Annotated in this window: 16 protein-coding genes; 13 read left to right on the top strand and 3 right to left on the bottom strand. The window is 44.5% G+C overall.

Going from position 1 to position 12909, the window contains the following annotated elements; all coding sequences use genetic code 11:
* Window positions 1-11: 11 nt before the first annotated feature.
* Window positions 12-221, top strand: coding sequence for a DUF951 domain-containing protein (locus POF51_RS23235; protein ID WP_007720174.1), 210 nt, complete (start codon window positions 12-14; stop codon window positions 219-221).
* A 114-nt stretch (window positions 222-335) separates the two neighbouring features.
* A complete protein-coding gene (locus POF51_RS23240; RefSeq protein WP_069850182.1) occupies window positions 336-1115 on the top strand; it encodes an Ig-like domain-containing protein in 780 nt (259 codons plus the stop codon).
* 217 nt (window positions 1116-1332) lie between these two features.
* On the opposite strand, the gene POF51_RS23245 is transcribed toward POF51_RS23240, so the two are convergent.
* Window positions 1333-1419, bottom strand: coding sequence for a YjcZ family sporulation protein (locus tag POF51_RS23245; RefSeq protein ID WP_017246824.1), 87 nt, complete (start codon window positions 1417-1419; stop codon window positions 1333-1335).
* 357 nt (window positions 1420-1776) lie between these two features.
* Between POF51_RS23245 and pepF the strand changes: the two genes are divergently transcribed.
* Window positions 1777-3687, top strand: coding sequence for an oligoendopeptidase F (pepF, locus tag POF51_RS23250; RefSeq protein WP_017246823.1), 1911 nt, complete (start codon window positions 1777-1779; stop codon window positions 3685-3687).
* A gap of 67 nt (window positions 3688-3754) precedes the next feature.
* On the opposite strand, the gene POF51_RS23255 is transcribed toward pepF, so the two are convergent.
* The gene (locus tag POF51_RS23255) at window positions 3755-4378 is read right to left on the bottom strand and encodes an NAD(P)-dependent oxidoreductase (protein ID WP_069850179.1); all 624 of its coding nucleotides are present in this window, start codon (window positions 4376-4378) and stop codon (window positions 3755-3757) included.
* A gap of 425 nt (window positions 4379-4803) precedes the next feature.
* Here POF51_RS23255 and POF51_RS32210 point away from each other — a divergent pair, with 425 nt between their 5' ends.
* The 3 genes from POF51_RS32210 to POF51_RS23265 all read left to right on the top strand — a co-directional run bounded on the left by POF51_RS32210 (window position 4804) and on the right by POF51_RS23265 (window position 5850).
* Window positions 4804-5136 (top strand): sigma factor-like helix-turn-helix DNA-binding protein, encoded by a 333-nt coding sequence (locus POF51_RS32210; protein WP_139135941.1) that lies wholly within the window; start codon window positions 4804-4806, stop codon window positions 5134-5136.
* Window positions 5079-5294 carry a hypothetical protein gene (locus tag POF51_RS23260; RefSeq protein WP_069850177.1) on the top strand — a complete coding sequence of 72 codons (216 nt, stop codon included), beginning with the start codon at window positions 5079-5081 and terminating at the stop codon, window positions 5292-5294. Before POF51_RS32210 ends, POF51_RS23260 begins: the two co-directional genes overlap by 58 nt.
* A 130-nt stretch (window positions 5295-5424) precedes the next feature.
* On the top strand, window positions 5425-5850 hold the full coding sequence (locus POF51_RS23265) for a cell wall hydrolase (RefSeq protein ID WP_069850174.1): 426 nt from the start codon (window positions 5425-5427) through the stop codon (window positions 5848-5850).
* 94 nt (window positions 5851-5944) lie between these two features.
* Here POF51_RS23265 and POF51_RS23270 read toward each other — a convergent pair whose 3' ends face one another.
* On the bottom strand, window positions 5945-6811 hold the full coding sequence (locus tag POF51_RS23270) for a stalk domain-containing protein (protein WP_069850172.1): 867 nt from the start codon (window positions 6809-6811) through the stop codon (window positions 5945-5947).
* A gap of 352 nt (window positions 6812-7163) precedes the next feature.
* On the opposite strand from POF51_RS23270, the gene ychF reads away from it, so the two are divergent.
* The 7 genes from ychF (at window position 7164) to rplI (ending at window position 12897) form a co-directional block, all read left to right on the top strand.
* The gene (gene ychF, locus POF51_RS23275) at window positions 7164-8264 is read left to right on the top strand and encodes a redox-regulated ATPase YchF (RefSeq protein WP_017246821.1); all 1101 of its coding nucleotides are present in this window, start codon (window positions 7164-7166) and stop codon (window positions 8262-8264) included.
* Window positions 8265-8407: 143 nt separating this feature from the next.
* The gene (rpsF, locus tag POF51_RS23280) at window positions 8408-8695 is read left to right on the top strand and encodes a 30S ribosomal protein S6 (RefSeq protein WP_007720183.1); all 288 of its coding nucleotides are present in this window, start codon (window positions 8408-8410) and stop codon (window positions 8693-8695) included.
* Between the two features lie 29 nt (window positions 8696-8724).
* A complete protein-coding gene (locus POF51_RS23285; protein WP_007720185.1) occupies window positions 8725-9204 on the top strand; it encodes a single-stranded DNA-binding protein in 480 nt (159 codons plus the stop codon).
* A 40-nt stretch (window positions 9205-9244) separates the two neighbouring features.
* Window positions 9245-9475 carry a 30S ribosomal protein S18 gene (rpsR, locus tag POF51_RS23290; RefSeq protein WP_007720187.1) on the top strand — a complete coding sequence of 77 codons (231 nt, stop codon included), beginning with the start codon at window positions 9245-9247 and terminating at the stop codon, window positions 9473-9475.
* Window positions 9476-9576: 101 nt separating this feature from the next.
* On the top strand, window positions 9577-10485 hold the full coding sequence (locus POF51_RS23295) for a DUF2232 domain-containing protein (protein WP_069850170.1): 909 nt from the start codon (window positions 9577-9579) through the stop codon (window positions 10483-10485).
* A gap of 4 nt (window positions 10486-10489) precedes the next feature.
* Window positions 10490-12427, top strand: a complete 1938-nt coding sequence (locus POF51_RS23300; RefSeq protein WP_007720189.1) for a DHH family phosphoesterase — start codon at window positions 10490-10492, stop codon at window positions 12425-12427.
* A 26-nt stretch (window positions 12428-12453) separates the two neighbouring features.
* The gene (rplI, locus tag POF51_RS23305) at window positions 12454-12897 is read left to right on the top strand and encodes a 50S ribosomal protein L9 (RefSeq protein ID WP_017246819.1); all 444 of its coding nucleotides are present in this window, start codon (window positions 12454-12456) and stop codon (window positions 12895-12897) included.
* Window positions 12898-12909: the final 12 nt, after the last annotated feature.

The following is a 12909-nucleotide window of genomic DNA, read 5'->3' on the forward strand; positions in this document are numbered from 1 at the left end:
GAGAAAGAGAAATGGAACGCAAGCAATTTGGACTGGGGGATGTCGTACAGATGAAAAAGCCACATCCATGTGGCACGAATGCGTGGAAGGTCATACGCATGGGCATGGATGTGCGAATCAAATGTACGGGTTGCGATCATAGTGTGATGATTGGACGACTAGAATTTGAACGCAAGCTGAAAAAGATACTGATTCGCGCAGAGGAAGAACCGCAAGCATAGACCATATTTCTTTGATCAACCCATCTGTCTTTTTCTACAATGCCTGTAAACGATGAAGCGATGCGTTTATATGCTTCAGGGAGCGGCTTTGTCGTTATAGACGGGAGGGGTTCGATGGGAAAGATGAGTGTTCGGTGGTTGCAGTGGGTAGTAGTGCTTGCGATTTTCCTACTTCCATCACAGGGAGTGTGGGCAAAGTCAGCAAACGAATGGGGAGTGAGAATATCCCTGGCTGACAAATCGGCAGAAATAGACCCGGATGAAATCATTACACTGACATTTTCGGGAACAGTATCGCTGAAAAATGGTCAAGAGCTCACTGACAAATCTGGTCTCTCGATCATTTCGCTCACGGATGCGAAAAAAAAGAAGGTTCGTTTTACGGCAAAATGGAACAAAACAGATCGAAGCATGACGATTGATCCGATAGGAAATCTGGAAGCAGGGGCGTCTTATCGAATAAGCTTGCTGGCCAAAAAAGTGAAGGATCAGCGCGGTAATTTGAATCCAGAGCTGACCAGCACGTTTCAAACGAAAAAACCTGTGGATAATATCGCTCCACAAGCAGTCATATTGCCTGGTCACGGGGCTAAAAATGTAGGGCTCCAGAATAAAGTGACACTCCAGTTTGCAGAAGAGATTGCTTTGGTTGGTGGTGGAGTCCTCTCCAGCAAAACGGCCGGGCCATTAGTTCGCGTGACAGATGAAAAAGGGGCTATCGTTCCGCATACCATTACGTGGAACAAAAGCAAGCGGATGTTGTCTGTGAAGCCAAAAGGAAAATGGCAGCCACATACGAGATATCAGGTAAGTCTCATTATGGGTTTGGTAAAGGACACAGCAGGTAATGTAAATCAAGTGCAGTGGATAACTTTTCAAACAGGATCTAAATAATTCAAGCATGTGGGTAAAAAAAAAGGATGCAGCCAATAGAGGCGCATCCTTTTTCCTTTTGTACGATTACATGTATCTCCCGGTGGTGGTACTTAGGTTATGACTGATCATTATCCCTGGGCTGCATCGCCTGGTTATGATCTATGTGCAATGGAGAAGGTAAGGCTGCTGAGGATGCAAGCTTACCTTCAGATAGGCTGGATGGCAGCGGAGTAGGTTAGTCGCAGTCGCAACCTACGATAACGAGAAGGATGAACAGAACCAAGATCAGCGCGAAATCGTCGAAGCCGTTAAAGATACCCACTTGCTAACACCTCCTACCGTAGTTTCAATACTCATGCTATGTAGGAACCCAATATGAGGTATAGGCGGATGCCCTAGTTCCAAAGAAAATAAGTTATTCACAGCATATCCACAGAAAATGTGGACAACTTTTTGCAGGAAAAAGGAGTGTCTGCAATCGTTGTGGGGGATAAAAAGTTGTTAGTAAATACTTATCCACAGACTTATCCACAAAAGGGGATTTTCTCTGGATAAATTGACGGTTGTTATTGAATATTTGAAAAATTTTTATTAGTAAGAAGGAATTTGGCAGGTGAAAATATAATTACACACTTATAAATTTGGCAAAAATAGATAGAAGAAAAGGGGCGATTGAGATTTGAAGAAGCAAGTATTTGCATCAGTTACGGCTTTGGCCATTGCATTGTCGACAGTATCCGTACCATTCATTCCTTACAGCACGCAGGCGGTAGCTCTTGCTGCTGAGAAGCCTTCTTATCAAACTCGCGCTGAGATCCCAGATGCGTACAAGTGGAAGCTGGATCATATTTATCCGACTGTTAAGGAATGGGAAAAGGATGTTGCTAAGGTTGAATCTTTGGCAAACGCTTTCACAAAGCACCAAGGCAAGCTGGGTACATCATCTGCTGCGATGCAGGCGGCATTCGATGACTATGTTGAATTGATGCGTTTAAATGACAAAGCATACGTGTACGCAAACATGTCTCTCGATGTAAACTCCGCGAATCCTGATCTGCAAAAGCTGGGAGACCGTGGTGAGAAAATGTCCACGCTTGTCACAGAAAAAACCTCGTGGGTACAGCCTGAAATCGTTGCGATTCCCGATGACAAAATAAAGAGCTTGCTGTCCGAAAAGGAGCTTGAGCCTTACAAGCTGTTTATCGAAGACATGCTGAGAACGAAGCCGTACTCACTCTCTGCGGATATGGAGCAGCTCTTGGCAAAATCGTCTCCGTTGGGCGGTGCACCGACAAACATTTACAGCATGCTGTCCAAAGACGTGAGGTTCCCTAAAATCAAGGATGAGACAGGCAAGGAAGTTCAGTTGACGCGTGCCAATTTCATTTCCTATCTGGAAAGCAAGGATCAAAATGTGCGCAGAGAAGCGTTTAAGGCGTACTATGGTGCACTGATCAATTTCCAAGACTCGTTTGCATCGACGTTGGCTGCCAAAGTAAAGGGGGATAATTTTTACGCAGCTGTACGCAATTACGATTCTGCGCTGGAAGCAAGCCTGACACCGAACAACGTACCGACGAAGGTGTATGATGAGCTGATTGACACGGTGAATGACAATTTACCATTGCTGCATCGCTACATTTCTTTGAAAAAGAAAATGCTTGGCGTGAAGGAATTGCACATGTACGACATTTACGTGCCGATCGTTCCATCTGATGACAAATATATTTCCTTCGACGAAGGAAAGAAAATTGTCGTTAATGGGTTACAGGTAATGGGTGATGACTATGTGAAGGCAATGTCTGACGGCCTGGATGGCGGCTGGGTAGATGTCTATTCCACGGATGACAAGCGCACCGGTGCTTACCAATGGGGGGCATATGACACACATCCATTCGTACTGTTGAATCACCAAGGTACGCTCGATGATGTGTATACCATCGCCCATGAGATGGGACATGCCATGCAATCGTATTACACGAACAAAAACCAGCCGTACATTTCGTCCAACTATCCAATCTTTACGGCAGAAGTGGCTTCTACCATGAATGAAACCCTGCTGTTCAAGAGCATGTACGCGAAGGCGAAGACGAAAGAAGAGAAGATGTATCTCTTGAATCACTATCTGGAAAACTTCCGTTCTACGCTGTTCCGTCAGACGCAGTTCGCGGAGTTCGAGAGAGCGATTCACGAGAAGGAGCAAGCTGGGGAATCTCTGAATGCGGAAGCGATCAAGAAGATCTACCTCGACATCAACAAAAAGTACTACGGAAAAGACATGGTTTCCGATGAGGAAATCGGTATGGAATGGGCACGTGTGAGCCATTTCTATAACTATAAATACTACGTCTATCAATACTCGACGAGCTTTGCCGCTGCACAAGCATTAGCGAAGCAAATCATGGATGAAGGTCAGCCAGCAGTGGATCGAGTTCGCAAAAACTTCCTCGAAGCGGGTAACTCTGCTCCGCCTATCGAGGTACTGAAAGCAGCGGGTGTGGACATGTCCACGTCCCAGCCGATCGAGCAAGCAATGGAAATCTTTGAAGAGACATTGAATGAGTTGGAAAAGCTGGTAAACGAGAAGTAAAGAAACGGCAGAAGCAAAACAGGCTCCCTTCCATTACGGATAGGAGCCTGTTTTTTTCCTGTATGTATCAATAGGCAATGCCGACTCGCGCTCGTATGTATTCAGAAGTAGAAAGCTGCTGATACGTAAACTCCGCCGTATCCGGCACGGAGATTTGCATCCCATCTACAGGCAGCTGGTGAGCCTCGGCCCGGTAACTGCCAGTATACTCTCCATCAGGCAAATATGTCGGACATACAATGGTCCAATCGAGCTCGGACTGTTCCAAGAGCGAGTATGCCTTGTGATGTTCCTCGGCAGCACGCGTCAATTTTTGTCTGGACTCACTGGATTGATAGCGGAGCAGGTCAGGAGAAACTCTGCTTTGCAAGATGCCGGCGGTGCCCACCGTAATAATGCGTGAAACGTCTTCTCGCTTCATTGCTTCAATTATATAAGGAGTTCCCTCGGATAACGTCGTTGCCTTGTCTGTCCCGAGTGCGCTAATGACCGCATCAACTCCACGCATGGCTGATGCAACATCCTTTTGATCGAGGACATTTCCCGTCAGGACACGCAGGTTTTCAGCAGCCAGGTGAGCGAGCTTGTCTGCTGAGCGAACGAGCACGGTTATTTCATGCCTATCTTTTAATGCATAGTCGAGGATATGGCTTCCTACGCGACCAGTGGCACCGAGAAGTAAGAGCTTCATTTTTGTAGTCACCTCATTTATGAAAATGTCGAGATATTTCAAAGAACAAGTTTTTTCCAGTTTAGCATTTCTTTTTTTGTCCCACCACCTGAAAGGTAGTGTGTAATATTACAAAGTTTACATAAATTTACATATCAGGCGTTTTCAGTGATGGAATTAAATGATTTGGTAAGATAAAAAAAATAGAAATGAAACCGTTTGGACAGCAGGAATTTCACAGAGGTACGAAGGCTGGTTGAACAAAAACCACAGAAGGGGGATAAAACTATGAACGACGAACTGTAAAAATTATTATTAGTGCTCATGCATGGAAAGCGCTGATTAGAGACGTGCCAGTGTAAAGCTGGTACGTTTATTTTTTGTTCTAAGAACCGAACGTACGATCTTGTTCTTATAACTTTCATAACAGGAAAGTAGGTGAGCGTTTGACGAGAGAGGAATGCAGAAAAATACTGCGACGTATTGCTTGGAACCTGAACTATCGAGAGAGAAAACGGTTAAGTAATGAGTGCCCGATCTTAGACGACTTTGGCAAGCAACAAGGAACGATTGATAAGGACAATAGTCTTTATGTTGAGGAACTGTTACAGCAACTTTCTAGTAAAAAGGAAAGATACGTAATTCGAAAGGTTGTACTGGAAGGCTTCACAGCAAAAGAAGTCGGGGAAAGTTTACAAATGGGGGAAAGAGGCGTGAATCAATGCAAAAATCGGGGCCTAAAGAAACTACACAATTATGTAATAACGCATTCAGTTTAACGTTGGAGCAAGCAAAAGAGGGTGATAATGAGGCATTACTAAGAGTTTTGGAAGAGATGCGATCTGAAATTGACTCCCTAGCTGGTTTTCTTATGCTCCCGAAAGAGGAGGGGATTCAGGAGATTACAGCGCAGTTTATTGAGAAAATCAGGGGATGAAAAATTTTCGCATTTTTTTCGTATAAGCTGTTCCGTTGTACCCCTGTTTTTTTCCTAGATAAGTGAAGGCGACATTGACCGGTCAAAAACTGTTGCTTATCAATGAAACTCAAAAAGGAGAATCATAATTATGGCAACGTACGGAGAACCAATAGCGAATAAAGGGAAGGATAAGTGGGATCTTTCGGAATTTAAAGGTAGAGATAGCGTAGATTTGCTTGCAAGAATGATTTATAGTGAGGCCGAAGGGGAAGAGTACGTAGGCAAACAAGGAGTTGCACATGTAGCTAAAAATAGAAAAGCTGATGGCCGATTTGGTGAAACTTATGAAGCGGTATTGTTAGCTGAAAGTCAATTTGAAGGTATGACAACGAAAAGGGCACGGGAACCGGATTTAAATTCGCAAGCGTGGGAGGAATCACTTTCTATCGCTTCGGATATGGCTAAACAGCATAATCCGATTGGTAACCGGCTATACTTCTTGCCTAATAAACCTAAATCTTCGAAAGCAAAAGATATCTTTCAACTTGGGAATCATTGGTTTTTCAATTATTAATTGAAGATAGTGATAAGGGAGTGTCGCCTTACTACTTTGTAGTAGTCTGGTGACACTCCCTTTTTTTCATATACAAGGGGCTGTGAAATATTACTTAGTTCGTCACGCTTGTCTTTTTAAATGAAATATTTTTCATTTTGAATTTGCCATCTTTAAAATCATATTCAATGATTATGTCTCCTACATATTTCAAATAATCACCTTCCACACCAATGATGGCCTTTATTGTATGATTTGAGATTTCATAATAAATAAGATTTCCATAACTAATTTCAGAAATTTTCTCAGGAAAAAGTTTGGACAATTTAAAAGGGATATCCTTTAACTTTATGTTTGAAATAGTTTCGCCTATTTTTATGTCCACTTCAGTATCAGATATTATTTTTGTTGTAACGTTGTTTTTAATGATATCTAATGGATTTTCTATATGATACTCAGTAAAGTTTTCAGGATTTACAATATGAATTGTTTTGTTAGAAAAACCTGTCCCATGACCTTTACTTAAAATAATAACCAATTCTTTCTTTTGATCATTATTTAAATCTAAATAATGCAATTGGGGTAAATCTTCAATCTTTGCAATGGTTTCCCAATCAAAAACTTTTTTAACCCCATTAATGCTTACTATTAAATCCTTATACATGTTTTCATTTTTATTTAAAGCATATACGTAAATTTCTTCTTCTGGAATAGACGCAATCATTTTGATATCAGCGTTAATATCAACTGTCTTTTTGTTGTCTTCCCAACTTACTTTAGAACCTAGAGATTCCGCAATTAACTTAGCTGGTACATAGACACGCCCATTTAGGAATTGGGGATCCCAACCTGTCTTTTGTTCACCATTAAGATAAATAGATATTTTTTGTTGTACGGCATTACTATCATTAATCCAAAAACTAAAGAAAACGATTGACAAAAGCGATAAAGTAATAATTATTTTTGATTTCTTAGGTAACATTTTACTCCTCCTCTTATTTCTCTGCTCGACTCCCCATGGAACATGGTACGTAGCATTCGTCCAATCTAGTTGTACTCCGCTCTCTGTTATAGGTGCATTTAGCTTTATTATACCTCGTATTAATATCACGAATCCACCTACTGCTAAAAAAGGTATTTATTACCTACTTCTATCAGCTCACGAAATGGGAATAGCGTGTGAGTAGCCTATTTAACCCGACCTTATTTTAGGAGACGGGGTGTTTACTAGTTTAAATCGTATTCATTGTTTTCAAGTTAATGGCTGATTGGACGCAATGACAGAATGTGATAGACTATTTGAGTTGGATAATAAATGAACGAGGTGTATATAGATGGGTGCATCATGCGGGATTGTAGGTCTTCCTAACGTAGGAAAATCGACATTGTTTAATGCCATTACACAAGCGGGCGCTGAATCGGCTAACTACCCGTTCTGTACGATTGACCCGAACGTAGGGATCGTAGAGGTACCAGACGAGCGTCTGGAAAAGCTGACACAGATCGTTGTACCAAACAAGGTAGTTCCAACTGCGTTTGAGTTCGTAGACATTGCAGGCTTGGTAAAAGGCGCGAGCAGAGGCGAAGGACTTGGTAACCAGTTCCTTGGACACATCCGTGAAGTGGACGCGATTGCTCATGTTGTACGTTGCTTTGAAGATGAGAACATCACTCACGTATCAGGTCGTGTCGATCCTTTGAGCGATATCGAGACAATCAACCTGGAGCTGATTTTTGCTGACCTGGACTCTGTTGATCGTCGTATTGACCGAATTGCACGCAAAGTGAAATCCGGTGACAAGGAATCCAAGCAAGAGCTGGACGTGCTGGAGAAATTGAAAGCAGCATTTGAAGAGGGTCAATCTGCTCGCAGTGTTGAACTCGATGACGAAGAGCGCAAATGGATTCGTGATTTGCATCTTCTGACAATCAAGCCGATGCTTTATGTGTGCAACGTAGCAGAAGACGGCATTAACGATGCAGACAACAACCCGCATGTGCAGACAGTTCGTCAGCATGCAGCGGGTGAAGGCGCAGAAGTGGTTGTCATCAGCGCGAAGGTGGAAGCAGAAATTGCTGAGCTCGAGGGCGAAGACAAAGAAATGTTCTTGGAAGAGTTGGGACTTTCTGAGTCTGGTCTCGACCGCTTGATTCGTGCTGCTTACAAGCTGCTGGGATTGGTAACATACTTCACAGCAGGTGTACAAGAAGTACGCGCTTGGACCATCCGTCAAGGTACAAAGGCTCCAGGAGCAGCAGGCGTGATTCATACTGATTTCGAGCGCGGCTTCATTCGTGCCGAAGTGATTGCTTATGATCATCTGGTAGATGCTGGCTCCGTAGCAGTAGCTAGAGAACGTGGGAAGTACCGCCTTGAAGGGAAAGAGTACGTAGTGGCAGATGGAGATGTTATGCATTTCCGCTTCAATGTTTAGTACGAAATTCTTGATTCGAACTAGGCGGTTTGCTATAATACGATAATGCGAGTATTTATGGAGTGCATGTTTTGTGCGTTTCGTTTTAGCACTCGCTCCTTGCCCGAACAGGGCCGCTAAAGTCCATAAGGAGGTGAAAAGGTATGCGCCAATACGAAGTAATGTATGTATTGCGTCCAGACCTTGAAGAAGAGAAAGTAAAATCCAATGTAGCTCGTTACAGCGATGTTGTAACTAACTATGGTGGCGAAATCTCTAAGCTTCAAGAAATGGGTAAACGTCGTCTTGCGTACGAGATCAACAAGTTCCGTGAAGGTTACTACGTTTTGATGAACTTCAAAGCGAACTCCGATGCTGTTGCGGAAGCTGAGCGTCTGATGAAAATCAATGACGACGTAATCCGCTTTATGTTTGTTCGTGATGAGAAGTAATCATTGTCGCGATCAGAGGGGGAACCAAGATGAATAAAGTCATTCTCATCGGCAACCTGACGAAAGATCCTGAACTTCGCTACACGCCAAATGGCGTTGCCGTTGCTACTTTTACTGTGGCCGTTAATCGTCCCCGCACCAATCAAGCGGGAGAGAAAGAAACGGACTTCATTAACATTGTCGCTTGGCAAAAACTTGCCGACCTGTGCGCAAGCTATTTGCGTAAAGGTAGACAAGCAGCCATCGAGGGACGTATGCAAACACGCTCCTATGATAATAAAGAAGGTAAAAAGGTATACGTGACGGAAGTCGTTGCGGAGAACGTTCAATTTTTGGGCGGTCGAGGCAATGAATCCGGCGGAGACAATTCAGGATACGATCCAGGACCAGGCATGGGTGGCGGTAACAAACCATCCGGTCAACGAAATAATGACTATGATCCGTTTGGTGATCCTTTCGCGAGTGCAGGCAAGCCGATCAACATTTCAGATGATGACTTGCCGTTCTAGTATCGTATAACTTTCACATTCCTAAGAGGGAGGGACTATCATGGCACGCAAAGGACGTCCTAATAAGCGTCGTAAAGTATGCTTCTTTAAAGTGAACAAAATCAAGCACATCGATTATAAAGATATTGATTTGCTGAAAAAGTTCATCAGCGAACGCGGCAAAATCTTGCCACGTCGTGTAACTGGTACTTCTGCGAAGTATCAACGTGCACTGACAATCGCAATCAAGCGATCCCGTCAAGTAGCACTGTTGCCTTACACTGCTGAATAATTTTCAAAAGCTATACAAAGAGGGGCACAATTGCGTGGCCCTCTTTTTTCCATAGTTTTCTATGGAAAGTGTACATGAGACATGAATAATGAGGTGCTGACATGCCGTCCAAAACGAAACACTTGGCTGAAAATGCCCTTATGCTGGGTATCGCACTGGTGCTGCTGTTTCTCAGTACATATACCATACTGGGAGGACTCGTCAGTTTCTTGATACCTCTGCCTTTTATCCTTTTGGCAGTAAATCGAACAGTACCTAACATGGTTTGGATCTCCCTTGCCTTTTCGTTTCTAGGCTGGATCATTACTGGTCCGTTTGCGGCTACACTTGCTTTTTCAAGTGCGGTTTGGGGTTCAGTCATGGGGATTTTTTATGCGAAAAAAGGAGCGGCTCTTCCGGCGATTGTGGCAGGGGCAGGCGTTGCCTTTTTGAGTGTCGTTTCCATGCTGGCATTCGCGGCATTCGGAATGAACGTTGATTTTAATGCCATCGTGCAAGAAGTTGCTAAGATGCGTCCAGCAATGATGCCAAAAGAGCAGTTTGATCAGCTCCTTGAACTGGGTAAAATCGTTTTGCCTACGAGTCTTATCATGTTCAGCTTTTTATCGACCGCCATTATTCATGGATTGGCGAGTCTGATTGGGCGACGTCTGCGCAGACCGATTCCAGCATTGAAGCCAATTCGGGAATGGAGCTTCCCGCGATCATTGATTTATTACTACTTCATTGCGATGATCAGTCTTTTGTTGTTTGCTGAAAGCATGCAGGGCACGTTTTGGGAAATTGCCTTGATGAACCTGAAAGTCATGCTGGATGTTATTTTTGTTTTGCAGGGCTTGAGTTTTTGTCTATTTGCTGCCTATTTGTATGGCTGGAAGAGATTGACTCCTGTGCTCATTGTCTGTCTATTTATTTTTCCCCCCCTAAGTACTATACTTAGTCTGGTAGGGATATTTGACCTAGGAATTCGTTTGCGTGAAAAACTGGAAACAAGAGTGAAGAGGGGCTGAGGAAATGCCCAAGTTCCTGTTAAAGCGTTGGTACGGGATGCACATGGTCCTGGCACTCAGCTTTAGCTTGCTGTTGTTGGGGATTTTGACCTTGTTCCATTGGATGTACGGGGCGATCGGCATGATTTGCTTGATTGGCTTGGTTCTTTACGCTCTTCAAGCAGAAAAGGGGTTCCAACGAGACTTGCGCCTGTATTTGGCGACGGTCACCCATCGCGTGAAGAAGGCGGGAGAAGGCGTTATCCAGGAACTGCCGATCGGAATTCTTTTATACAACGAGGAAAAGGCAATTGAGTGGGTAAACCCGTATATGACGCATATGTCCGGGGATGAATCCATGATCGGGAAAAGCCTCCAAGAGGTATTCCCCCAACTGGTTTGGAAGCCGGAGCAAAAACGGCTGGAGTTTACTTATAACGAGCGGGTATACGAGGTCATTGTGCGGTCCGATGAGCGCCTTTTGTATTTCAAGGACATTACGGACTTCAAAGAACTGACGACTCGTTACCATCGAGAAAAGGCTGCACTTGCCATCATTCACCTCGACAATTTGGATGAGGTTGGACAAGTCATGGATGATCAGAGCCGTACGCTGCTCTCTACAAGCGTGGCTGGTGTGATTACAGAGTGGGCCAACAAACATGGCATATATCTTCGCCGAATCACGGCCGACAAGTTTTTGGCTCTGATGGAACGGGAAGCACTTGATAAATTGGAAGAATCGCGATTTGACATTCTCGATGTAGTACGGGAGATGACGGCTGACAACAAAATTCCGATTACGCTTAGTATCGGGGTTGGAGCGGCTGCTACCACTTACATTGAGCTGGGACAAATGGCGCAATCAAGCTTGGATATCGCATTGGGGCGCGGTGGCGACCAGTGCGCTGTCAAGATTGGCAACAAGCTCACTTTCTACGGTGGGAAATCGAATGCGGTGGAAAAGCGGACACGTGTCCGGGCTCGTGTTATTGCACATGCTTTGCGTGATCTCATTCATGAGGCGGAGCACGTCATTGTCATGGGGCATAAACAGCCTGACATGGATTCCATCGGGGCATCACTTGGTGTATTGAAGGCTGTGCAGCTGCACAACAAAACGGCTTATATCGTCATGGACGAAGGCAATCATTCTGTCGAGCGTCTGATGAAAGAGATTTATGCCAATGAAGAGTTGGCTGAGACCTTTATCACGCCAGAACAGGCGATCCGACTCATTTCTGGCCGCACATTGCTGGTAGTTGTTGATACGCATCGACCATCGCTGGTGATTGAGCCGAAGCTGTTGACGGAAACGAGCCGAATTGTAGTGATTGACCACCATCGACGTTCAGAGGAGTTCATTGAGCCAGTACTCTTGTATCTGGAACCATATGCTTCTTCTACAGCCGAGCTCGTCACGGAGCTCTTGCAATATCAGAGCGAGCGATTGAATATCGACAATCTGATAGCAACGGCACTTTTAGCAGGGATTGTGGTGGATACCAAAAGCTTTGCCTTCCGCACAGGTTCACGGACCTTTGAAGCGGCGTCTTTTCTTCGCCGTAACGGGGCCGATACCGCGGCTGTCCAGCGTCTGTTGAAGGAAGATCTGGGACAGTATGTGAAGCGGGCAAAAATCATCATGAACACGGAAACGTACCGCGACAACATGGCGATTGCCATAGGCGATCCGTCCGAGGATTACACGCAGGTACAGGTGGCTCAAGCTGCTGAGCAGCTACTCACTTTGTCAGGTATCCAGGCGTCGTTTGTTGTTGCAGAGCGATCCGACGATACGATCTTGATCAGTGGACGTTCTCTGGGCGACATCAATGTTCAGTCCATCATGGAACTGCTGGGTGGAGGCGGTCACCTCACTGGTGCTGCGACACAAATTCAAGGCATATCAATAAAAGAAGCTACACGTCGTTTGAAAGAAGCGATTGACTCGGTCGTATAGGCCAAAATATAAAGGGGGAAACGATGATGAAAGTCATTTTTCTTCAAGATGTAAAAGGCCAAGGGAAAAAAGGCGAAGTTAAGGATTTGTCAGAGGGCTATGTACGCAACTTCTTGTTGCCAAAGAAGCTGGTAAAAGAAGCGACAGATAGCAACGTGAAAACGCTCGACGCTCAAAAGCGCAGCGAAGATAAGCGCAAGGAGCAAGAAAAGCTGGATGCTCAGGAGCTGGGCAAAAAGCTGGAAGAGCTGACAGTGAAAGTAGTAGGAAAAGCAGGCGAAGGTGGTCGCTTGTTCGGTGCAATTTCCAGCAAACAAGTAGCGCAAGCGCTGGAAGATCAGTATAAAATCAAAGTAGACAAGCGTAAGCTCGAAATGGATGCCATCCGTGCTTTGGGCGTGACGCAAATCAAAGTAAAACTGCACAACGAAGTAACTGTGACTCTGAAAGTACACGTTGTGGAAGAATAATGTCTCAATTGT

Source organism: Brevibacillus sp. AG, assembly GCF_028369215.1.
GTDB classification, from domain to species: Bacteria; Bacillota; Bacilli; order Brevibacillales; family Brevibacillaceae; genus Brevibacillus; species Brevibacillus porteri.

Bases quoted from the DNA above. Each gene is read 5' to 3' on its own strand.
- POF51_RS23235 (WP_007720174.1), top strand. From the start codon at position 12: ATGGAACGCAAGCAATTTGGACTGGGGGATGTCGTACAGATGAAAAAG.
- POF51_RS23240 (WP_069850182.1), top strand. From the start codon at position 336: ATGGGAAAGATGAGTGTTCGGTGGTTGCAGTGGGTAGTAGTGCTTGCG.
- POF51_RS23255 (WP_069850179.1), bottom strand. From the start codon at position 4,378: ATGAAGCTCTTACTTCTCGGTGCCACTGGTCGCGTAGGAAGCCATATC.
- POF51_RS23260 (WP_069850177.1), top strand. From the start codon at position 5,079: ATGCAAAAATCGGGGCCTAAAGAAACTACACAATTATGTAATAACGCA.
- POF51_RS23265 (WP_069850174.1), top strand. From the start codon at position 5,425: ATGGCAACGTACGGAGAACCAATAGCGAATAAAGGGAAGGATAAGTGG.
- POF51_RS23270 (WP_069850172.1), bottom strand. From the start codon at position 6,811: ATGTTACCTAAGAAATCAAAAATAATTATTACTTTATCGCTTTTGTCA.
- ychF (WP_017246821.1), top strand. From the start codon at position 7,164: ATGGGTGCATCATGCGGGATTGTAGGTCTTCCTAACGTAGGAAAATCG.
- rpsF (WP_007720183.1), top strand. From the start codon at position 8,408: ATGCGCCAATACGAAGTAATGTATGTATTGCGTCCAGACCTTGAAGAA.
- POF51_RS23285 (WP_007720185.1), top strand. From the start codon at position 8,725: ATGAATAAAGTCATTCTCATCGGCAACCTGACGAAAGATCCTGAACTT.
- rpsR (WP_007720187.1), top strand. From the start codon at position 9,245: ATGGCACGCAAAGGACGTCCTAATAAGCGTCGTAAAGTATGCTTCTTT.
- POF51_RS23295 (WP_069850170.1), top strand. From the start codon at position 9,577: ATGCCGTCCAAAACGAAACACTTGGCTGAAAATGCCCTTATGCTGGGT.
- POF51_RS23300 (WP_007720189.1), top strand. From the start codon at position 10,490: ATGCCCAAGTTCCTGTTAAAGCGTTGGTACGGGATGCACATGGTCCTG.
- rplI (WP_017246819.1), top strand. From the start codon at position 12,454: ATGAAAGTCATTTTTCTTCAAGATGTAAAAGGCCAAGGGAAAAAAGGC.